Origin of the sequence: Actinopolymorpha alba DSM 45243, assembly GCF_000373925.1 — a bacterium.
Taxonomy (GTDB): domain Bacteria; phylum Actinomycetota; class Actinomycetes; order Propionibacteriales; family Actinopolymorphaceae; genus Actinopolymorpha; species Actinopolymorpha alba.
Window position 1 is genome coordinate 53,914 of sequence record NZ_KB892758.1, and the last position, 22,340, is coordinate 76,253.

The following is a 22,340-nucleotide window of genomic DNA, read 5'->3' on the forward strand; positions in this document are numbered from 1 at the left end:
CGCCTTGTCCCGAAGGGACAGGAGTTTGAGCTTGCCATCCGACTATGCCTTCCGGGCCTTCGCGTAGGCATCCGCTGCCTGACGCAGCTCGTCATTCACGCTCGTCTTGCCTATGGGCACCATGTCTCCGAGGACCGGTCCGCCCGCCTCGGGTGCGGCACCGGTCGGAATCCATGGACCGGGAATGTTCAGGCAGGCGCCCTCCTGATGCTCGTTCAGCCAGTCCATCCATGGCACCTCGTTGGTCGTCACGCCGGGCTGTGTCGAGTTGGAACCGGTCGCGGTCAGCCACTGCTTGTAGTTGTCCTCGCGGGAGAAGAACTCCAGCCACTTCATGGCGAGGTCCTTGTTGGGCGCCGATGTCGGAACGACCCACGACAGGTCCGGATTGAGCACGACCCGATTGACTGCTGCGTCGTTGCTCGAGGGCATCGTGAAGAAGCCGAGATCGAGCTTGGGGTTGGCCTTAACGATGGTGGCCGCGTCGAACGTTCCATCGATGAGGAACGGGAAGTCGTCCTCCTTCACCGCCCAAACTCCCGGCGCTGTCAGAGCGGACACGCCAGAGGCGTTGCTCTGGGTGTACTGCATGACCTTCAGGTACTTGGCCGCCACCTCGTGGTGCAAGGGATCGTTCCAGGTCACCGTGCCCTGCCAGAACGCCTCGGCCCGTGCCGCACCGACCTCCGCGGCGCTCTCGGCCGGTTTTCCTGCCATCAACGTCTGGGTCAGAATGCCGTGCCAGATGAACGCCTGGTATCCGTCCTTGGCGGCAAGGAAGACCGGAGTTACGCCCTTCGACTTCAGCGTGTCGAACGCCTGGATCAGCTCGTCCCAGGTAGACGGCAGCGCAACGTTGTGCTTCTCCAGGAGCGCCTTCTTGTAGAACAAGCCTCCGTAGGCGGGATACTGAGCGGCCATGAGCGCGTACTGGCCGCCTTCGTAGCCGAACGCGTACTGCTGCTGCGACTTGTCGTACCGCTTCATGAACCCGGCGTCCTTGAGATCAACAGCCTTACCCGCAGCAACCAGTGCGGCGAAGCCACCCGGCTTCTGCTTGGTGTACTTGGGTGGGAACGCCGAGGGAGTCAGCGGGAACTGGGCGATGATGTCGACCGACTTCGCCGCCAGCTGGCTGTTGACGAGTGCGCCATAGGCGTTGTTCGGGTTCGGTGCGTGGCGCATCGTAACCGTGACGCCTGGGTTCTCCTTTTCGAACGCGGCGTTGATCTTCTTGGTCACCTCCACCGCGGGCACGTTCGTCCACTGCACAATGACCAGATTGCGCTTGGCCTTCGTGGTCGGCGCGGTCTGCTCGCCGACCGTACAGGCGGCGAGTGACGAGCCGCCGACGGCGGCAGCGGCCAGCCCCAGCCCTCCACGGAGGACTGCCCTTCTGTCCATGCCTCGGTTCATGACTCGTCTCCTTCGGATCGTGGGGTGTTGCGCCCCATGCAGGCGAGAATCTCCTCGGCCGCGAGAGCGTGTCCGCGGTCGTCAGGATGGTTGATGCCGTTGTTCAGCAGGGTGTGGTATGGCACTGCCTCCAGTGCCAGGTGCTCGTAGCGTCTTGACACATCAGCAAGTGCGATCTGCTCCGAGCGACAGAAGTCGCGTAGGAACCGCGTGTACGGACGTTCGTCGGTATCCACCGCAGCGTGGTCGGATCGCATCATTGAGGCCATCGTGAAGTGAGGCGTCGTGATGAGCAGCTCCGCACCGATCGCCTCGGTTCGGGACTTCAGATCAAGGTAGAGACCGGGCCACGTCTCTGGGTCGAGCTCGGCATCGTTGACGAACTCCACGACCACCAGATGTGGTCTCGCCTCGGCGACACGCGACCAACGACAGCCGGCCTTCTCACCTCGGCCCAGCCACTGCGCGGAGTTCGAACCGTCGACCGCCACGGTCGTGACCCGAGCGTCGGCGCCCATGGTCCGCAAGCCGTGCTCGACCAACGCGCCGTAGGACGCGCGGTCCGACGAGGCATCGCCTCCGGCGGTCACGCTGTCCCCCCAGCACACGATCCTGACCTCTTCACCGGCCCGCAGCCGGGCGCTCGTGGCCGCAAGCAGGTGTTGCTGAGGCGCTGTGACCGTCCGCGGCCCATCGCGTCGCACGAGCACCTGCACATCGCGGCCATCGCTGAAGTACGGCACGAAGATGGTCGCTACAAGCCGCGCGCCGACGGAGCTGGTAGGGGGTCGTGGCGTGGTGAGGTGGCTCTGCCCTTCGACGATCGTGAGTCCGCCGGTCGCGGTCTCCACGACACTGTCGATGCGTAGCAGCGAGTATGCGTAGTCGACCTCGCAGGGGGAGGCGTCTGCCTCGGCCAGACCGATCGTCCCCCAGACGTCGTCGACCGCATAGTCGACGCCTGGTCGCAGCGTCCGCCCTTCGACAGAACGCACAACGAGGCTGTGCGGATCGAGCGCTCCGGGCGCCGGGATCGACGCCTGACTGCGGTGACTGGTCAGCACGCCACGCGGCGCACGGCCTGAGATCCAACGGTCGGGGACCGTGTGCGGAAGGACTGTTCGCTCGCCACGGACGAGACGCCTCTCCGCGGGTTCGACGCCATCACTCACCAACTCACGGACGGCTTCGAGCATTGGTCGGCCGACATCCGCCTCCACGCCCCTGCGACTGTCCCTTGTACGCGATTGTCCAGGCCGCCGCTCTTCGAGTGCCATGCTGTCGCCTGACCTCCATCGATTCGAGAAATTCGACCGACCCGGGTTGCGCACGCTCGGCACCGCCAGCTACGGCATGGCGTACGCCTACCGCCTCTGGAGCGCTCCAAGGCCCTGGACTTTATGATTGGCGGTGGGGCAGTGTCAACGGTTCGGACATACTCCCCGGGAGACCTATCCTCCAGCCGACAACGAGATTGGGGAGCTCACATGGCAGTGACCATTGAGGACGTCGCACGGCGGGCAGGCGTGTCCCGTGGGACCGTGAGCAACGTTCTCAACCGCCCCGAGGTTGTCCTGGAGGCGACCAGAGCCCGTGTGCTGGAGGCGATGCGTGACCTTGACTTCATCCCGAGCCAGCCTGCCCGGATGCTCGGAGGCCTGCGTAACCGCAGTATCGGCCTTGTCATGCACGATGTGGGCCATCCCTTCTTCGCGGAAATCGCGCGCGGTGTTGAAGACGTCGTTACCCGCGAGGACTATGTCCTCACGTTGACGAGCACCCGCGATGACGCGGAGCGCGAGCGTTCCTCGCTGCGGCTTCTGATCGCGCAGCAGGTGTCGGGGATATTGCTCATCCCGACGGCATCGGGAGCGGAGGATCTGCGGCAGGTGCGAGAGCGGGGTGTCGCGGCGGTGCTCCTGGATCACGAGGGTGGAGCGAACGAGTGCTCGGTCGCCGTCGATGACATCCGCGGCGGGATAGCGGCAACCCAGCACCTGCTCGGCCTCGGGCACCGCCGGCTGGCTTTCGTGGGAGGCCCAACGCGTGGCCGGCAGCATTCCGATCGACTCAGCGGTATGCGATCCGCCCTGGCTTCGTCTGGCGGTCGCGGGCGACCGGCAGTTCACGTTGTCGCCGTGCCGGCGGATACGATTGCCTGCGGTGAAGAGGCGGCCAGGACACTGCTAGGTAGCAGCGCGAGGCGTCCCCTACCCACCGGGATCTTATGCGGCAACGACCTGCTGGCGATCGGGCTGATGCGTGGCCTGAGCTCAGCTGGCGTCAGCGTTCCGGATGACGTGGCGGTTGTCGGCTACGACGACATCGAGTTGGCGACCCTGGTGGGCACGCCGATCACCTCGATCCGGCAACCGATGTACGAAATGGGCCACACCGCCGCCGAGTTGTTGCTCAGCGAGATTCACGACCGAAACCACACTCACCGCAACGTACGGTTCGTACCGGAGCTGGTCGTTCGCGAATCGACTGTGAGGCCATAAGCGGCCGGCCAAGGACCTGACAGCTGCTTGACACCGCTATGACGTAAACCTAGCTTGAGGCGGAGACGTTGGAGCGCTCCAGTCCTTATCGCATCAACCAAGCCTCATGTCGGCGACGTTCTTTCACTGTCGGCGCAACTCCACATAGTGGAGGGAGATGTCAATGAACAGCAGACCAGGTAAATCGGCGCCACGCCCCAGCCGCAGGACCGTCCTGGCTGGTTCTGGCGCGGGGCTCGTCGGTTTGGCGCAGGTCGCGTTGGCCGGGCGAGCGTCGGCAGAAGGTGCACGAATCCATTTGGCCGACGGCGGGCAGACTCGTTACCAGGTGTACTGCGGTGCCGGCGAGGATGCGACGGTGCGGCATGCTGCGAACGAGCTCGCGTCGTATCTGGAGTCGATCACATCGGCCAGGTTCCCTGTCGTGGTCGCCGACCAGCCGCCGACAAGTAGGCATCTGTTGGTGGTGGGGAGAAACAATCCGCTGACCGCGCGACTTGGCCAGGTCGTCGAGGAGGCCCGGCTCGGCGAGGACGGTTTTGTGCTGCGTACTGCCGGGGACACGGTGTTTGTCGCCGGTGGAAATTCCCGGGGAACCCTCTACGGCGTCTACTGGGTGCTGGACCGGGTGCTCGGTGTCCGGTGGTTCGCCGCCGACTACACCCACATTCCCCACGAACGCACTCTTCACGTCCCACGGGCGAGCTTGACCGGGGACCACGTGCCACGGTTTCGCTATCGGCAGGTGTACGCGGGCGACGCCGCGGATCCGGCGTACCGTCACCACAACTTGCTGAACGGAAACCGCGGCTTTGAGGACACCCCGGTGCCAGCGCACCTCGACACCTGGTCGACGTACTGGCCGGCCGATCCGTTCGGCGGGAACTGGCGGGAGATGGTGCCCGACCAGAGCCTGTGGTACGGGGGGCAGATCCTGGCCATGGATCCGCGTACCCGCGAACTGGCGACCGAGAATCTGGTGAAGAAGCTCCAGGAGCGGATCGCGGCGGGACTTGACCCGTCGTGGGGTTTCGAGCAGATGGACGCCGACTGGCAACCCGATCCCGCGAGCAGGGAGTTCGCCGATCGTCATGGAGGCGCACTGTCGGCGGCGGTGGTCGACCTGGCCAACGACGTCGCGGCGCGCGTGCGTCGGCGGATTCCGGACGCGCGGCTGAGCACGCAGGCGTACTGGTTCAGCTTCACTCCGCCGACCGGGATCCGGGTGGGCGAGGGGGTCGTCATGACTGTCGCCCCGATCCAGGCGAACTTCGCTCACTCGCTCTTCACCGACGACAACGTTGAGATCGGCAAGGCCATCGAGGCGTGGTGCGGTGTCGCCGACCAGATCGTCCTCTGGGACTACATCATCGACTTCGCCTGCTACATCCAACCGTTCCCGGACTACTGGGCGGTCGGTGAGGGCATCAAGACGCTGGCCCGGTATCCGCAGGTCGGTGGATATTTCGGCGAGCACGCCTACAACGCGGTCGGGGCAGAACTGGTCCAGCTGCGCACCTGGGTCCTCGGGCGGCTCTGCTGGGACCCGACGCTGGACCCGGACGCGTTGATCCGGGAGTTCTTGCGCGGCTACTACGGCGCCGCCGCCCAGCCGATCTACCGCTACCTGCGGCTGCTCCAGCAGTCGGTCGAAGACACAAAGACGCGGTTGACGTTCGCCGCGTCGGTGAACTCGCCGTACCTCAACTTCGACACCATGCTGGCGGCCGATGAGCTGATGGCACGGGCCGAGTCGCTCGTCCAGAACAAGCCGGACCTCCGCCGGCACGTCCAGGCGGTACGCCTCGGAGTGGACTACGTCATCTCGATGCGTAGCGCGGAGTACGAACGGATCGCGCGGGAACGCGGCATGGACTGGAGTCCAGACTGGGAGAACCGGCTCGACCGGCTCGAGGAGGAGATGCGCGCTGCCGGCCTCACCCGCTACAGCGAGGGTGGTGGCACGCCGGAGCAACTGATGCGGCAGTTGCGCATCGCCTCCGCCTCGGCGACGCCGCCGGGGAGGGTTGCCGGCCTGCCGCCGGGGGACTGGGTGGACTACCAGGAGCCGGCGCTCAAGCTGTACCCGCCGGTGACCACGATCCTCGACGACCCGAACGCCTCCAACGGTTACACCGTACGGATGCCAGGCAACCGGCCCGACTGGGGCGTCCAGCTTCCACTCGCCGCCCTGCCCACCACCGGCACCTGGAAGCTCTACATGTCGGTGCGTGCCGACACCGGAACCGCCGCACCCGACGCCACCGCCATGGTCGCCGGAGTATGGCCACCCTTCGGCAACGAGCGGGCCATCAAAGCCTCCGACGTCAGCGACGGCGCCTACCACGAACTCGAGTTTCCCGGCACTTACCAGCACGACGCCGACAGGTACGCCTGGATCGCGCCGCCCAACTCGGCAGACATCTCCTTCGTCTACGTCGACCGCATCTTCGCGGTGAGAGTGTGATGCAGCGGCACAGTTGTGACCGTTGATGGCAGTCCGCGGATATCCCCGTGGCGCACGTCAAATTCCCGGAACTATCGGTCTCGCGGTGTGCAGAAGCCCTGCTCCGTAGGAGAGATCGATGGCAACTCCGTCAACGCCAGACGGACAGGAAGCCGAAAGCTGGAGGAGCATTGTCGAGCTGTGATGCGATCGTGTGTCGGCAGCCCGGAGACATCGAGTGCGCGAAGCTCGACCTGGCCGCGCTTGGCCCACGGCAGGTGGTTGTACGGACCCTGATGTCAGGAGTCAGTACGGGTACGGACAAGTGGGTCATGCGCGGCACCTTCGGCTCGGGCAACATCACCTTTCCCGCTGTCCCTGGATACCAGCGCGTCGGAATCGTGGAGGACATCGGATCCGAGGTCGTGGGATTCCAGATCGGGCAGCGGGTTGTGGCGACCAGCGGTCTCGGCTACGTCGATGTGAGATCGACCTGGGGGGCACACTCCTCGCGGTCAATCTCTGACGCCGTGGACGTCTATGACGCCGAAGGGCTACCAGCGGAGCGGTCGGCGTTCGTGGTGGTCGCTCAGGTCGGTTACAACGCGGCGTCCCGTCTCCTCCTTAGCGCCGGCGCCCACGTCCTCGTTGTTGGTGACGGAGTGATTGGCGCGTCTGCGGCGTTCGCGTGCCGTGCCCGCGGCTTCGACGTGCTGGTGGTGGGCCGGCACCGCACGCGCCTGGAGGTACTGGGTCGGGCAGGGTTCGAGACGTTCAACGCGAGGGCAACGAACCCCGAGTACATGGTGGCGGAGTTCGCTCCGGATGCCGTCATCGATACCGTGCAGAACACCGACGCCTTCGACATGTACATTCCGCGGCTCCCTCGCCGGATCGGCCAGATCGTCTACAGCGGCCATTCACCCGGAGGCGTGACCGCATGGGGCGACATGGCCGTCCTGCAGGAGCGCGAGCTCACCGTCCACTTCGTCTCCGGGATCACCAGTGACCGTGTCAGGGCTACCCTCGGCCTCATGCGGAACGGTCAGATGCCATCCGAGCAATTCCTTGGCGCTGTCGCGCAGAATCCTGACGATGCACGTGCATTGATGAAGAGCGTGAGCGAGGGTCGGCTCGAACCCGTCGCCGCGGCGATCGACTGGACGTGGGCCGCATGAGAATCGCGATCACTGGTGCGGCTGGTTGGCTCGGCCGATACGTCACGGCTGCCTTGGAGACCAGCCACGAACTCGTTCTCGTTGACAACGTCGCCCCCGAGGAGGCGACGATCTTCGATCCACATGCGCCGGGAGGGCGCAGACAGGTGCCGTTGTCACCAAGCTGGCCGTACCATCAGCTCGATATCCTCGACGACGAGGGACTCTTGTGCGCCTTCGCGGACGTCGAGGTGGTGGTGCACCTCGCCGGCCGTCCTACGGGTGAGTGGGAGAACGCCAAGGCAACGGTGATGACAAACATCGTCGGGACATTCAACGTCTTCGACCAGGCGCGGACGGCAGGTGTACGGCGAGTCGTCAATGCGTCGAGCATCAATGCGTTCGGGACGTTCTACTGGCGGGTCAGTGGCCGATCACCCATGCACCTGTCCCTGCCGCTCACCGAAGACGAACCTGTCACGCCAGAAGATCCGTACAGCTTGAGCAAGGCCACCACCGAACTACTCGGAGCGACCTTCAACCGGGCGTTCGGAATCGAGGCCGTCAACTTGCGCTTCGCTGGTGTGTGGTCGGAGTCTACGTACGACGCGGCGCTCGACGTGGGCCTTCCTGCCACCAAGGAGTTGGCTGACGACCTGTTCCAATGGGTACACGTTCTTGACGTCACACAGGGGATCACCAAGGCGGCACTTGTCGACACGGTCGTTTACCTTCCGATCACGCTTGCCGCAGCGGATACGCGGGCACCCGAGCCGACGTTGGAGATAGTCACCAAACACCGGCCGGAGCTGATCCCGTATCTGCGCGAACCTCTGCCCAAGCGTGCGGGCCTCCTCTCCATCGCCAGGGCCAGGACGTTCCTCGGCTACGAGCCTCAGTTCTCCCTGGACGCGGCGACACGTGACGTCGGGGGACTGTCTGACTAACGATGGATCTGGTCTAGCCTGACATGCCGAGCCTGGGGCTCGGTGAGGAAGGGCAGGTCATGACTCGGTCAGTCCGACGGTCTATCGGCGGAACTTTCATACTCCGGACTGACGATCGGCTGTCCGCGGTGCTGTGCCGTCAGCAGATCTTGTGCTTCTGCCAGCGCAGCTTCTCATCGTGCTCGATGACCTTGAGCGGCCGGTCGCGCCAGTAGTACTGCAGGCTCGGGTCTTGCCAGTCGCGATAGACCTCGTCCCACTCCAGTATGTTGCAGTGCGGGGTGAGCGAGCCTCGCGTAATTTCCTCATCCGGTCGCTGATAGCGCAGGTCGAGCGACAGCCGTACGAGATCGCCAAGTTTGTTGGGCGTGCCGCGGTGCACGGTCAGGCTGTTGAAGGTGAGCACGTCACCGGCCGCGTAATCGGTGGTCGCCCACGGCAGCCCGGAGTCGCAGATGTAAGCTTCGAGCTCGCCCGCACCCTGGGCCGCGTGATAGGTCAGCAGGCCGTCCTTCTGTGAGCCGACCAGGACCGCCAGGCCGCCAAGATCACGAGGACAGTCGCCGAGCGGGAACCAAGCGGTCCACACGTTCTTGGTGCCCTGTATGTGGATGTAGTCCTGATGCGGCGGGGTCGGCACGAAACCGGTGCCGGGGATCATAACCCGGGCGATCGACAGTGGCTGCCGCAGCGGCTCGACGCCGAAAAGGCTTGTGTACAAGGAAGTCAGCGCGGGATCGTGCCCGATGGCGTGAAACTCCTCGATCTGGTAGATGTCGCGATAGGCGTCGAGCGGGATGCCGGTGCCGCAGAACGCGGCTTCGACCGGCGGCACCCGGTCGAAGGCATCGACATCGGCGATGCCGTCCATCGGGTCGGTGCCGTCGACGAGCCAGCCGTGCCGCGCGGCAACGTCCATCATCTGCGCGCGAAGCCCGAGCACGCGGTCGCGCGCGAGCAGGCCACGGAAGAAGAGGTAGCCGTCCTCGAAGGCCCGCGCCAGCAACGCCTGCGCGTCACCCAGCAGCGGCGTCGAGTCGACGAGCTCGACGGTCGGGTTGGTGGTCGTACCGGTTGCGGTGGTCATCCTCGACTCCCGAATGATCATGTACGGTCGCTGGTGCTCCCCATTGAACCCGCCCGATGCGGATCCGATCCATTTCGGAATTGACGCCCTGCCTGGATGATTCGGCGATGCAAACCTCGTTGGCCGGCGAGCGCGCCGATGTCAGGCTGTGCCCAGATCAGCAGCGTGTTGTTGAACGACCGCGACCGGAACCTCACCGCGAACGCCAATGTGCGCGCCCAATTCTAGCCGCAGATTCGACCGCAGCAGTGAGATGAACGTGGAGTCCCAGGAACTGGCCATAGGACGTGCCGGAGTTGCTTCAGGGTCGTCCAGTCGGACGCGACCCAGGGCAGTGAGGGGCGAGGGTGTCCAATGCGGCGTCAGGATCGTGGGCAAGCGAGCGCAGACAGGCGCGTAGGTAGGTGTTTATGTGCTCGCCTCGGCTGGCAAATAGGACCTGAGCGGATGCGTACTCGTCGGGGTCCGGCCGGGACAGTTGAAACTCACACATGCCTTGGCATACGTCCTCCCGGGCCGGACTACGTCCGGGGAATCAAGGTCTCGCCGGCCCGCCCGCCAGACGGTACGTCGCCAGCACTGCCTTGTGGTCACTCGGCCAGTTTGCGGGGATCGGCAGGAAGTTGTCGTCAGTGTCCTCGACCACGCGCTCGCTGCGCACGATGGTCGAACGGGGACCGACGAGGCCCGCGCCGAGGAGCTTGACCCCTGGCGCGGCAGCGTGGAACACGTAGTCGATCCGGTCCCGTTCGTCCGCCTCCGGCGCCCAGGTCAGGTCGCTCACAGCCTTGTCAGCGTTGTCGGACGGCCAGGTGAATCCGGGGTGGGTCACCGGGTCTGGATAGGTCGTCCGGTAAGCGTCGACGTACCCGGCGTCCCGGAGGAGCGAAGTCGTCTGCCATGGGATCGTGAGCTCGTTGTGGTCAAACAGTGAGGAGGTCGCAGCGGTCCAGTCGAACGCGGACGGCTCGTTGAAATCTCCGCCGAAGAACACGGTACGACCCAAGGCCCGCTCGGTCGCCGCGTCCGCGACGATCTGGCTGACCACCTCGGGGCGTTTGGAGTCCTCGTTGACCTTCAGGATCTTGTCGATGTCGAGCACAGGTCCGTCCGGCAACCTGTCCCAACCGTACTCAGCGAACTCGCTGGGCTCGTCCACCCCGCCCCCGTATCCGCGGGGAAGGTAAGTCGCGTAGTTCCGGTAGTAGAGATGCGCCGAATAGGTCGCCACCTTACGCCCGTCGACGTCGAGGACCGCCTTCTTGGCGTAGGGGAGGTCGCTTTCGGAGACAATCGGGAACGCCGAGACGATTCCGGCGTCACCAGATGCGGCCGCGTAGTACGGCTGCTCCGGCGTCGATAGCTTCTCCGCGATCGCTGTCGTGGCCCCGCCGGCCTCGGACAGCATGATCACGTTGGCGCCGGTCATCCGGATCGTCTCGAGCACATGGTCCAGGCCGCCTGGGACTGCGGTGCCCTCGAACCAGATGTTGAACGACAGGATCCGGAGCGTAGTGGGCTTGCCGACCCCAGGATTGCCCGGCCGGGCGAGGGCAGTCGGGGCGAGCGCGACAGTGAGGAGCATCCCGACGGCGGCGAGCACGAAAGCCAGCCGACGGACAGCGAGTGCGAACGGGCGCATCGGAATCTCCTCCGAGTCGGAGTGTAAAGGGAGAATTATGTCTTATAGAAGCGGCTCCGGCGCACGCCTGCACCCCGCACCGAAGCAACGCTGGGCGAACTCTCCGGAAACCCGCCGTGGACATCTTTACGTCCTTCGTTGTGCGAGAGGCGGGGGTGACCCGCTCAGCTGGCTGATCGCGGTTACGCCCGTTGATCATAGTTAGCGGGCAGGTGCGTAGCGGCAGATGCCGAACAGGTCGGCCAGGGTCTCCTGGGTAGCGGTTATCTCAGTGAGCATGCGTCGTGCCCTTGGACGTCCTTTGCCGCCATCCTGATTGAGCAGAACGGCTTCTTCGATACCGGCGAGTTGGTCGAGCAGCTCGCAGTGACCATCGCTCCCGCGACAACATCCTCCACGTCGCCTGCAAGATCGCGCGCTCCGCCCGTCAGCTCAGCCAGACCGGCCCGGCATCATCCCACGGTCTGCGCGTTTCCGTTCTTGACATCAGGGTGAGCGAGGCTCGCGATGTCGGCGGTGATGAATTCCACGGCTGCGTCGATCACCTCCGGTTGGCCCAGCATCCCGCGATGGCCAAGGTTGCGGGTGACGAGAAGCCGAGCGCCGTGAGCGGCCGTGATCCGGTGGGCGTGCTCCAGCGGCACCCAATCGTCATCTTCGTCGTGGATGGCAAGCATCGGGATGTCGAGGCTGGTCGGTTGGTAGACCGAGGAGAACCGCTCCCAGATCTCCGTCTCATGCGGGAACAGATCTTCCTCGATCCGGCGTCGTAGCTCCTGATTCATCCGTGCGGAGAGGCCGAGCTGCCGGGTGAACTCATCAACCAGGAATTCGAAGTCGGCTACGCCGCTGACGGCCACCAGTCGCCCGGCCCCGACGCCGTTACGGAGGGCGTGGAGGACGCAGGGGACCCCGAAGGAATGGGCGATGACGGCGTCGAAGAGGCCGTAACGGCCCTGCAGGTGGCGGATCACCTCCTCGTACTCGAGGATCGTCATGGACGTGCCGCCGGAATCCCCGTGCCCGGGGGCATCGAAGGTGACGGGGCTGAACCCCAGGCCTCGCAGCACGGGTACGAATCCCGCGTACCTGGACCCACGCGACTGCCAGCCGTGCACCATCAACACCGGCTTCTCGCCGTCGCCCCAGCGGTAGGCCACCACATCCTTCCCGTTGATGGAGATCCGCTCGGTGACGGCAGCGTCGTGCGTCTCACGCTCGACGGTCCGCACCGTGCCGCGCGGCATCGGGCGGCGCCACAGTGCGAGGGCGGCTTTGCCGGCCGTCCGCGGGGACAGCAGGGATGCGGCGTTCAGGGCCGATCCGACGAGTGACACGGCGATCTTCATGTTCTTCCTCATCCAAGCCGAGGTGTGGGGGCATCGGTGCGGTCCGACGTGGTTCGCGAGGAGGTGCCGGCGCGATCAGGATCCCGTCATTTTCCGCACGAACGTTCGTGCTTGGCGTCGAATGTATCAGCCCAACAAGCAATTCGTGGAGTAGTGTTACCGAACGTTCGTACGTGAAGGGGTGGGTATGGTCGGGCGGCCGCGAGACGAGCAGGCGCGGAATTTGATCCTTCGCAGGGCGGCGGACATCGCATCACGAAACGGGTTGGAGGGCCTGTCCATCGGCGGGCTCTCCGGCGAGTTGGGCGTCAGCAAGAGCGGGCTCTTCGGCTACTTCGGCTCCAAGGAGGAGCTTCAGCTCGCCACCGTTCGAGCCGCCGCCCGGATCTTCGTCACGGAGGTCGTCCAACCCGCCCTGAGCGTCCCGCCCGGGCTCGGGCGGGTGTGGCGGCTGTGCGAGAGCTGGTTGAGCTACTCGCAGCGGCGGGTCTTCCCGGGCGGCTGCTTCTTCTTCACGGTCACTGCGGAGTTCGAAGGTCGTCCCGGCCGAGTCCGGGACGCCGTTGCCGCCGCCAGCCTGGACTGGCGGCGTCTGGTTGAGCGCACCATCGAAGACGCCCGTCAACTCGGCCAGCTCATCGAGAGCGCCGACGCGGAGCAGGTCGCCTTCGAGCTGATCGCCCTCATGGAGGCCGCCAACGGCGTCTCATTGCTCCAGGACGAGGCAGCCGCCTACCAGCGGGCACGTTCCGCCATCCAGGCGCGTTTGCGCCCCCTCGCCACCGACCACACGGCGCTGCCCTGGGCCTCGTCGTGAGGCGGAGACAGCTCTCGGTCGCCCTGCACGACGACGGGGGAGGCGGGCACGTCCACCTCTGCCGGATGTCCCCGACGCGCACCCTCACCCCCAGATGTCCGAGCCCGCATCAGGGCGTGGCCGTTAATGCATTACTAGCGACGGCTCGGGTGTGACGAAGCCGGGAATGAAATTTCCGCGATTGTCACACTCGGCTTGACCTGCGCTTTCGTGGACCTGCAGCATCAAGCACCGGGTGACTTAGGGGGATCACATGAGGAAACGACTGGCGCTGGTGGCGGTCGTCCTGGCCGGACTGGCGGCGCTCGGTGCGACACTCGCGTTCAGCGGCGAGCGACACGCAGTGAAGACCTGTGCGGAGATCATGGCCGACCCGCCCGAGGGTGGATGGACGTGCGGGTGGACCGGATCCCCCGAGATCAGCGAGGTGCGCCAGTAGGGTCCGCGTAGCCTCGCTCTCGTCGCCGAGCACGGCATGCCTACCTTCGGTGACCTTCTCAGATCAGCCTTACGTGCCACGGCGGTTCGCGCTGGAAACGCGGATGCGTCCGCAGCCGTTGCCGGGTTAGGGTCAACGTCGTGGCGTGACTTCTCTCCAACATGTCCCAACCGTCGGTACGTGACGGCCAGCCGACTATGTGGAGAGAAGACCGATGACCGACCAGCTCAACCGTGCCCAGCAACTGCTGCACGAGATCAGTCAGGCCCACGACCTCCAGTTCACCCTTCGCGAACGCTGCCGGGGCGGCGTGGTTGGCGCCTGGCTGCTGACAGACCCGGCCGGTAAGCGCGCGATCCTGAAGTGCAACGACGGTATGGCGCACCGTATGGCGCGCATGCCGAGACTCGTCGACCGAATCCGCTCAGCCGGCTGTCCGACGCCAGCCTGGCTGGCATCCGGTGTGACCGCTGACGGCGCCGCCTATCACATCGTGGATTTCGTGCGCGGCGAACCGATGTCCAGGTCGACCTTTACCGGACGGATGGCCGCTCAGCTCGTCGAGGTGATCGAAAGCCAAGTCGGCCTGGATCCCGATCCAGTGCAGGACTGGTCCCGCTACGCCAGGGCATGCGCGTTCGAGGAGGGAGAGAGCGACCCGCGCCCCGTGCTGCGCCGAATCGGTAGCGCGGGCGTGGAACTCGTCGAGCACTTCGACGCAGTGCTCGCCCCGTACACAGCCCTGGACCTTCCCGGCGGCGACCTGGTACACGGCGACTTCAACACCTGCAACGTCCTGACCCACCACGACGGCGGTGTCAGCGCGGTCATCGACGTAGATGCATGCGGCAGCGGCACCCGAGCCGTCGACTACGCCCGGCTGCTGCGCGAGGCGTACGTCAGGGGAGGCGAGCCGGAAGCGATCGCCGCGATCCGTCTGGCCGGCGAGGCGGTCGCCGGACCAGGTGTGTTGGCGATCTGTGCTGCGGCAACGGCGTTCGACATCACCCACTTCATGTATCGCTACGACCCGCGCAGCCTGCCGTGGGTGATCGCCGGCCTGCACCGGCTGGCCGATGGCCTACAGCGCGGCTAGCTGTACCTCGCCCTGCTAACGCCGTTGCTAACAGGAGTGCCGGACGACAGTGGACGCCGGACGACAGCCCGGGCCGATCGAGCCCATTGTCGCTTGCCTCTCACAGAGCTTGTAGGTACCAGTCGGGGTGTTGAAGGAACTGGTCAAGGTCCACTTGCTCGGCGAGCACATCGCCGGTGATCAGCTTGTCTTCGGCCGGCTGCGCCTGCGCCCACTCGATGACCACGCGGAGATCGTCGTTGGCGAACTCGGCGAGCCCGGTGTAGATGTCGAACCAGACCGCGTACCAGATGGGGCGGTTGGGATCCAGCGCGATCCGCAGATAGCCGGTCCCCGGGTCTGGCGCCCGGTTGACCGCCGTCAACTCGATCGGTACCTCGTCCGCGCTGCCTCCGATCACCTTGACGACGCTCGCGGCGGGCTGGCGGGCTGCCCACTCCAGCACGCCGAGGCGGTGCATGAGAGGACTCGGGCAGTCGAGCGCTCCGCCGTCCTCGATGTCGGAGTACCAGGCTGCCCACCATCTGCGGGTCAGCAAGGGCGGCGGTATCTCCATCCTGTTCACAGGCCCGAGGTCCCGCAGCCAGACAGGCTCCTTCGAAGAGACCACGACTTGTCCAGTGCCGGGACGCGGGACGGGCACGGGCCGGAACTCCTCCTGCCACACGTAGTCCGGCGGGTAGCCGTACACCTCGGCTGGCAGCTTCCGTATCTTCTCGGTGCGTCGTGACGCGTCCATCTGACGACGCGCTATGGCGCTCCACTCAGTCATTCGCTAGTTCCTCTCGAAAGCACAGCACCCCCGGGTCAGGGGTGGGCCCTGGATCCGGCGGTGCTGGTCAGAGTCTCGGTCTCGCCTTCCTCCTCGACGGCATCGCGTCCCGGCTCAGCCGCGGTCGGCGTCGCTCACCGCGTCCGTGAGATAGGTGTCGATCTCCTGCTCCACCGGGCCCACCAGATCTGGACGCGTCGTAGCGCCGACGATCAGCTCCGACGCGGTGGGGAACGCGCCGCCGGACTCGGTCGAGCCGCCGATGAGACGGATGAGGTGGTCGGCGGCGCTGCTGCCGAGCTGGGGGAGTCTGCGGTCGATCGTGGTGAGGAACCGGTCACCACGCCCCGGAACCTTGGCGTAGTTGTCGACACCGATGAGTGCGATGTCGTCGGGGATGCGGACTCCACCCCCTCGGAGCGTGGCGTACAGGCCGACCGCGATGTCGTCGGAGGCGGCGAAGATCGCGTCCACCTGGGTGCCGGAGCCGAGAATGATGCGCGCCGCTTCCGAACCCCAGGTGCGCTTCCAGTCACCGTAGAGCGGGCCGCTGAATACGAGCGGAAGGCCGGCGTCGGCCAGGGTGGTCGCGAACCCCTCGTGCCGGTCGATCGTGCTGCGCAAGGATCGACCGGCCGCCACGTGCGCGATCCGGGTGCGGCCCAGTTCGATCAGGTGCCGCGCCGCCATCTGGCCGATGGCCACGTTGTCGACGGTGTAACTGACGACCCGCGGATCGCGGTAGGAGGTGTACGTGTAGACGGTCGGGACGTCGAAGTCCGCCGGAACGGGCGGATAGTCGATGTCGGGGCCCTCGCCGATCACGATGAGGCCGTCGACGCGCCGTGCCTGGAGTTTGCGGAGAGCCTCGGTGCGGGCCTTGGGATCGTTGCGCGCGTCGTACATGAGAGCCGCGAGGTCGGCCCGGCCGAGCGAGGACTGCGCGCCGATGATGACCGGCATGCTGAACGTGCTCGGCGCGTTCTCGGCCAGGACGCCAACGACCAGGCTGCGCCCGGTGACGAACGACTGGGCGAGTGGGTTGGGACGGAAGTCGAGCCGGCGGGCGGTCTCGAGCACCCTCGCTCGGGTGGCCGCGGACGCCCGGCCGTCGCCCTTGAGAATCTTCGACACCGTCGAGACCGACACTCCAGCGGCCGCGGCGACGTCGGCGAGTCGGACGGCCTTGCGTGGCACTGCGCTCCTCGGATCCCGTCAGTTGGTCTGGCCGAGTCTACCCGAATTCCTTGCCAGACCCTTGTCGACCCCATCCGGTTGGAATAACGTTCGACCACTTCGAGCCTGAGCCGTTTCATGCGATAAGTGCAGCAGAAATCCCTAGGTACCAAGAGATATCAGTTCACCGATCTGAATCGCGGCAGCAGTGGCTGGCCCAGATGGGAAATCGTTGTTCCACTCATCACGAGGAGACGGGATATGGCGCATCAACGTGCCCGGAGTCGGGCCGGACGACTGTTCCTGGTAGCCGCCTTACTGGCCGGACTCGGACTCCTGACCGGTCCGCAGGCCGTGCAGGCCGAGACGGTGCTCACGGTCGAGGGTGAGAGCCCGACGAGCAGCAACTTCATCCCCGGTCTCACGACCGACGCGCGGGCGACCGGTGGCGCGTTCTGGCGGCTCTTCACCCAGACCGAGGCGCCGGCCGGCGGCTACGTAGCGACCTACACGTTCGACATCCCCGCGGCCGGCCTGTACCAGCTGGACGCCGACACGACGCCGACCACGGTCGACTGGACCTCGCCGTACAAGATCAAGGTCAACGACAAGGAGCCGTTCCAGGCCAACGCCGTGAGCTACGGAACGGTGACGCCGGAGATCCAGCGCAACCACCTGGCGACGCTGACGCTGCCGGCCGGCACCACGACGATCAGCTTCCTCGTCGACCAGCGCCGGATCAGCCCGACCACCGCCTACACGCTCTTCATCGACCAGATCCGGCTGACCCCGACCGCGCTCGCGGTGAAGGGCCTCGACGCCGAAGCACCGCTGAACGTCTTCCAGGCCTCGGAGGAGGTGAACCTCAACATCATGTTCAACTCGGAGACCGTGGAGGACACCACGGTCACCTACATGGTCACCGACTACTGGAACACGACGGTGGCGCAGGGCTCGGCGGTGGCGCCGGCCGGCACGTCGGCGGCGCCGGTGTCCTTGGGCCAGCTGCCGAAGGGGCACTACCGTCTTGCCGCCAGGTTGGGCGACGACGCGCCGGTGCCGGGGGAGTTCGCGGTCGTGACGGATCTGGCCGACCGTCCGCAACTCGCGGATTCGCCGTTCGCGGTCGACGTCGCCGCGGCCTGGCTGACTCCGCCCGAGTTGTACGACGAGCTGGCCCGCGGCCTCAGACTCGCCGGATTCAGCTGGATCCGGGAGCGGGCACGGTGGAACGACACGGTGAACCCGGCGCCCGGCGTCTTCGACTTCTCCTCCGAGAGCAGGGGGAAATCCTTTCTCGCCAAGGCTCACGAGCAGAGGTTGAAGGTGCTCAACGTCTTCCACTCCTCGCCGACCTGGACCCGGGATGCCGACGACGCGCTCCCCACCGACCTGATGGCCGCGTACGAGTTCGCCAAGGTGTCGGCCGACCACTACGGCGACAAGGTGACCGCCTGGGAGATCTGGAACGAGAGCGACCACATCGGGTTCAGTCCGGCGCACGAGGCGGCGGACCAGTATGCGGCGTTCCTCAAGGCGATGTCGATCGGCTACCTCGACTCCGCGCGGAAGCCACTGCTCTCCAATGTGGGTCATGCCTTCCCGCGCGGAACCTATGCCGATCTGGCCGCCGCCAACCAAGTCCTCGACTACGTGGACATCCACAGTTGGCACCGCTACGCCGCGCCTGACGACTCGCGGCCGATCACCCCGGTCGCCCCCGGTACGGAGGGCCACGTCTCGCTGGTGGACGAGTACGGCAGCACGGCCACCCGGCGCTGGATGACCGAAAGCGGGATGCCGTTGCAGTCGTCACCGCCGCAGCTCCTGACGCCATTCCAACAGCAGCAGCAGGCGCGCTACTTCACGACCGCGACCCTGCTCAACCTCGCGAAGGGCGCCGACAAGCACTTCGGGTTCGTGGTGCCGCCGTACAACGAGTCGACCAACTACTTCGGTCTGCTCACCCGTTCGTACACGCCGAATGTGGCGTACACGTCGGAGGCGGCGATGACGGCGGCGCTGGGTGCGGGTGACTACGCGGGTCCGGTGCCGGGACTGCCGGCCGGCGTGACCGGGCTGGCGTTCAACGACGGCGACGACCAGGTGATCGCGCTGTGGTCGGAGCAGGAGACGCCGGTGCGCCTCACCCTCGGCGTGCCGAGCGTGACGCGCACCGACATCGTGGGCGAGACCAGCGAGCTCGCCAGCGGCACCGGCACCTACGCGCTGACCTCGGGTCCTGACCTGGTCTATCTGCGCCTGCCCGACCGCAAGGTCGTGACGACCGCGCCGACGGTGCGACGTACGGAATCAGTGAACTCCGCAGTGGAATTGACGCCGGCGGAGCGGGTGGTCGTGGCGCAGCGGTACCCGGCCGCGACGGCGGCCGACGCCAAAGCGTCGGGGTATCTGCTGCCGCTCGACGCACCGACTACGGTGCCGGTGGATCTGTACAACTTCAACGCCACCGCGATGACGGGCACGGTCTCGGCGGTCGCGACCGGCGGCTGGCTGACGAGGGTCGCGGCGCAGCAGGTGATGATTCCCGCGATGTCGAAGGTGACGGTGGACGTCATGGTGTCCGCGGGGCCCGACACGGTGCTGGGCGCGCCGTCGAGGGTGACCGTGGACGCGGTGTTCGGCGGGGCACACACATCGGTGTCGCAGGCGATGATCCGGTCCACGCAGACGGCGCTCAGCGCGCGGCATGTGCTGACGGCTGACGGCAAGCATGCGGTCCGGGCGACGTATGTGAACGAGACCGACAGCCAGCGGCAGCTCACCGGCGCGTCGGCGGTGTTCGACGGCGCGGTGAAGGCCTCGACCATGCAGAAGAAGGTCGTTCAGCCTGGGGAATCGGCGTCGTTGGACGTGGTGGTGCCGAAGAAGGCGGCCAGCGTGGGAAAGCACAGCTATCAGGTGCGGCTGAGCTTCGCCGACGGGACGGCACGCCCGATCGGGGGGTCGCTGATCATCCCCGACCCGGCCGCGCTCGTGACGGCGGGTGAGGTCGCCGCGATCGATCCGGCCAGGCCGACGATCACCTTCCCCGAGGACGCCGATCTCGGTGGCAAGGTGTGGTTGGCATGGTCGGCTGAGGCACTGGTGCTCAGGGCCGACCTCACCGACGACGTGCACGTCCAGCCGTACACGGGTACCGGTATCTGGCAGGCCGACAGCATCCAGCTGGCGGTCGCGCCCGGCCTACCCGGCGAAACCACCGCCGCCGGTGCGGAGTACGGGCTGGCGGCGACCAGGTCGGGGAGCGAAGTGTTCCGCTGGCGTTCGATGAACGGGCAGACCGGTGCCACCGCTGCCCAGGCGAGCGTCAGTCGCGACGAGGATGCCAAGGTGACACATTACGAGCTGCGCATCCCTTGGTCGGAGCTCACCCCCGCGAGCCCTGACCAGCGGCTGCTCAGCGTCTCCGTCCTGCTCAACGACGACGACGGGGCCGGCCGCCGGTTCCTCGAATGGGGCAGCGGCATCGCCGGGACCAAGGACTCCTCGACGTTCAAACCCGTCCAGCTCGGGTCGCGCTGACGGCTGACGTCGACGGCGAAGAAGCGGCCGGGCGGCGGCGCGGATGATTCCGCGCCGCCCCCGGCGTTTCCCCGACCGACCCTAGGACCCGTTGCCGGCGGTGAGCACAGCGTGTGTCCTCGCCCAGGAGCCCTGGATGTGGAGACGCATCGCGGTCGCGGCGCGCTCACTATTGTTCGCACAAAGCGCCTCGTAGACGGCTTTGTGTTCAATCAGCGCGAACGGGATGGTGACCTCGACCAGCCGTTCGTTGGTGAGCTGGGCGCGCCGACGCTCGTGCCCGCGGCAAGCGACACCCACACGCGATCCGGATCCTGGCCCGAGCCTGGATCCGCGTGATATGGCAATGCTGGAAGACCAACACCCCTTACGATCCGGACCGGGATCAACAACGCGAACCCGCAGCCTAGGGATCCACGAAACCTCTCTTCGGGCCCCATCCTCGACTGCTGCAGTCAAAGCCATCGTCGGGCGTTTCGTGTTGACCATCCTGCGCCGGTGGAGGCGCTGTCGGCTCACGTGGCTGAGGATGCGCGCTGCGCGTGTCGACGACTCCGCGATCCCACGCGAACTCCGCGACCGACTCGCCGAGCGCCTTGCCGCCGACCTGCGCCGCTTCGAGCATCTCCTCGGCCACCAGGTACCCAGTCACTGGAGATGGTCAACTTCAGTGTCCGCTTAACCCCGCAGTCGGCCGGATCAAGCAGGTCATCGGATGGCGTCCGGTGGTCACTGGCGCAGGAAGCCGCGCGGCGGGTAGCCCAGCCGCCGGCGAGCGGGCCGGCTTGCGACGATCAGGGCTATGCGCAACGAGTTGTGGAATGGCGAGTAGGCGGCCACGGGCACGAAGATTGCTTTCCAGCCCTCGGAGAAAGTGAGCAGGCCACGGACCGTCGAAAGGACGTCCTGGCGCCGGCCGTAGGGTGGCAGCTCGGCTGGGCAACGACTTCGCTGTTTCGGTTCGAAATCGTTCGTACTCGGGCTGTTCCATCGGCACGACCAGAATGAGTTGCTCGATCGCCGGACAGCTCGTCGTTCTGCCCGAACGTCCTGAGATGCAGTCAATAGCCCAGTCCGCGGAGGCTGCCGGGATCCTGGACGACCTGAGCGAGATACCTGCGCGCTCGGGCGAACCGGATGTTGCCCTCACGGATCAGCCGCGCGCCGGACGGAGAGATTCCCCCGCACCGGCACTGATGACCAAGGTCGTCGCCTGGAGAACCGCCATCGCGCCGCTTCCCTGGTCACCGTCGCGATGCAATGACTCCGAACGACTCCGAGGTTAGTACGGCAGCCGCGGGCCTGACATCCCGAGGTGCTGTGTCGTCGTACTAGTGAGAAGCCAAGATTCCACACCGAAAGGAAGGGATGGCAGCGATGCCTACGCAACACGAGGAAGACGAAGCTAAGATTCGGCAGCAAATCGACAGGATAGTCGAAGGAATCCGAGCCAAGGATCTCGAGGGTCTGAAGCAGCTTTACGCAACGGACGTCGTGTCCTTCGACGTCGAGCCGCCGCTGCAGCACGTAGGGATAGAGGCGAAATTGAAGAACTGGAGGAACGTGTTCACGTTCTTCCAGGATGTGACTTATGAGGTTCGCGACCTGACGCTCACCGTGGACGAAAATGTGGCATTCGGGCACTGCTTCGGCCGGCTCAGCGGCACGCTGAAGAACGGGACGGCGACGAGCGGCATGTGGGTCCGGGCCACTTTCTGCTTTCGGAACATCGACGGCAACTGGTTGATCGTGCACGACCAGGCTTCTGTGCCATTCGATATTCGGAGCGGCAAAGGAGTGACCGACCTCAAGCCCTGACGAGTCGCTGAAGTTCGGGACGTCCCCGGCAGAGCTGCCCGTTGAGCCACTCGCCTGGTTCGCAGGCCAGGGCGCGGCGGGTGCGCTGCCGGAAACGCTCCAGCTCGCGCTGACCGGGGCGTCACCGGCCG

16 protein-coding genes are annotated in these 22,340 nt (G+C 66.0%); 9 read left to right on the forward strand and 7 right to left on the reverse strand.

Translation table 11 applies throughout. The features are described from left to right. Positions 1-42 precede the first annotated feature (42 nt). Entirely contained in the window at positions 43-1,416 is a 1,374-nt protein-coding gene (locus B141_RS0119135) for an ABC transporter substrate-binding protein (protein WP_020576799.1), read from the reverse strand. Then, complete coding sequence (locus tag B141_RS41520; protein ID WP_157181117.1) at positions 1,413-2,636, reverse strand: SGNH/GDSL hydrolase family protein; 1,224 nt, start codon at positions 2,634-2,636, stop codon at positions 1,413-1,415. Before B141_RS41520 ends, B141_RS0119135 begins: the two co-directional genes overlap by 4 nt. Positions 2,637-2,903: 267 nt before the next feature. Between B141_RS41520 and B141_RS0119145 the strand changes: the two genes are divergently transcribed. The 4 genes from B141_RS0119145 to B141_RS0119160 all read left to right on the forward strand — a co-directional run bounded on the left by B141_RS0119145 (position 2,904) and on the right by B141_RS0119160 (position 8,467). Further along, positions 2,904-3,917 carry a LacI family DNA-binding transcriptional regulator gene (locus tag B141_RS0119145; protein WP_020576801.1) on the forward strand — a complete coding sequence of 338 codons (1,014 nt, stop codon included), beginning with the start codon at positions 2,904-2,906 and terminating at the stop codon, positions 3,915-3,917. A 163-nt stretch (positions 3,918-4,080) separates the two neighbouring features. After that, the gene (locus B141_RS0119150) at positions 4,081-6,384 is read left to right on the forward strand and encodes a DUF4838 domain-containing protein (RefSeq protein WP_272944090.1); all 2,304 of its coding nucleotides are present in this window, start codon (positions 4,081-4,083) and stop codon (positions 6,382-6,384) included. A gap of 191 nt (positions 6,385-6,575) precedes the next feature. After that, complete coding sequence (locus tag B141_RS0119155) at positions 6,576-7,541, forward strand: MDR/zinc-dependent alcohol dehydrogenase-like family protein (RefSeq protein WP_020576803.1); 966 nt, start codon at positions 6,576-6,578, stop codon at positions 7,539-7,541. Further along, positions 7,538-8,467 carry an NAD-dependent epimerase/dehydratase family protein gene (locus B141_RS0119160; RefSeq protein WP_157181118.1) on the forward strand — a complete coding sequence of 310 codons (930 nt, stop codon included), beginning with the start codon at positions 7,538-7,540 and terminating at the stop codon, positions 8,465-8,467. Before B141_RS0119155 ends, B141_RS0119160 begins: the two co-directional genes overlap by 4 nt. 139 nt (positions 8,468-8,606) lie before the next feature. Here B141_RS0119160 and B141_RS0119165 read toward each other — a convergent pair whose 3' ends face one another. The 3 genes from B141_RS0119165 to B141_RS0119180 all read right to left on the reverse strand — a co-directional run bounded on the left by B141_RS0119165 (position 8,607) and on the right by B141_RS0119180 (position 12,545). Then, positions 8,607-9,554 carry a phytanoyl-CoA dioxygenase family protein gene (locus B141_RS0119165; RefSeq protein ID WP_020576805.1) on the reverse strand — a complete coding sequence of 316 codons (948 nt, stop codon included), beginning with the start codon at positions 9,552-9,554 and terminating at the stop codon, positions 8,607-8,609. Between the two features lie 535 nt (positions 9,555-10,089). Then, the gene (locus tag B141_RS0119175; protein WP_020576807.1) at positions 10,090-11,196 is read right to left on the reverse strand and encodes an endonuclease/exonuclease/phosphatase family protein; all 1,107 of its coding nucleotides are present in this window, start codon (positions 11,194-11,196) and stop codon (positions 10,090-10,092) included. 452 nt (positions 11,197-11,648) lie between these two features. Beyond that, positions 11,649-12,545 carry an alpha/beta fold hydrolase gene (locus B141_RS0119180; RefSeq protein WP_020576808.1) on the reverse strand — a complete coding sequence of 299 codons (897 nt, stop codon included), beginning with the start codon at positions 12,543-12,545 and terminating at the stop codon, positions 11,649-11,651. A 187-nt stretch (positions 12,546-12,732) separates the two neighbouring features. Here B141_RS0119180 and B141_RS0119185 point away from each other — a divergent pair, with 187 nt between their 5' ends. From B141_RS0119185 to B141_RS0119195, 3 genes are all read left to right on the forward strand, one after another. After that, positions 12,733-13,362 carry a TetR/AcrR family transcriptional regulator gene (locus tag B141_RS0119185; protein WP_020576809.1) on the forward strand — a complete coding sequence of 210 codons (630 nt, stop codon included), beginning with the start codon at positions 12,733-12,735 and terminating at the stop codon, positions 13,360-13,362. Positions 13,363-13,615: 253 nt separating this feature from the next. After that, on the forward strand, positions 13,616-13,801 hold the full coding sequence (locus B141_RS49430; RefSeq protein WP_020576810.1) for a hypothetical protein: 186 nt from the start codon (positions 13,616-13,618) through the stop codon (positions 13,799-13,801). A gap of 214 nt (positions 13,802-14,015) precedes the next feature. Continuing rightward, positions 14,016-14,897 (forward strand): phosphotransferase, encoded by an 882-nt coding sequence (locus B141_RS0119195; protein ID WP_020576811.1) that lies wholly within the window; start codon positions 14,016-14,018, stop codon positions 14,895-14,897. 100 nt (positions 14,898-14,997) lie between these two features. On the opposite strand, the gene B141_RS0119200 is transcribed toward B141_RS0119195, so the two are convergent. Both B141_RS0119200 and B141_RS41525 read right to left on the reverse strand, forming a co-directional pair. Then, positions 14,998-15,669, reverse strand: coding sequence for a hypothetical protein (locus B141_RS0119200; protein WP_237742734.1), 672 nt, complete (start codon positions 15,667-15,669; stop codon positions 14,998-15,000). A 114-nt stretch (positions 15,670-15,783) separates the two neighbouring features. Then, the gene (locus B141_RS41525) at positions 15,784-16,866 is read right to left on the reverse strand and encodes a LacI family DNA-binding transcriptional regulator (protein WP_020576813.1); all 1,083 of its coding nucleotides are present in this window, start codon (positions 16,864-16,866) and stop codon (positions 15,784-15,786) included. 240 nt (positions 16,867-17,106) lie between these two features. Here B141_RS41525 and B141_RS0119210 point away from each other — a divergent pair, with 240 nt between their 5' ends. Together B141_RS0119210 and B141_RS0119225 are read left to right on the forward strand one after the other, a co-directional pair. Next, entirely contained in the window at positions 17,107-20,391 is a 3,285-nt protein-coding gene (locus B141_RS0119210; protein ID WP_020576814.1) for a sugar-binding protein, read from the forward strand. Between the two features lie 1,368 nt (positions 20,392-21,759). After that, positions 21,760-22,209, forward strand: coding sequence for a YybH family protein (locus B141_RS0119225; protein ID WP_020576817.1), 450 nt, complete (start codon positions 21,760-21,762; stop codon positions 22,207-22,209). The last annotated feature ends 131 nt before the right edge of the window (positions 22,210-22,340 follow it).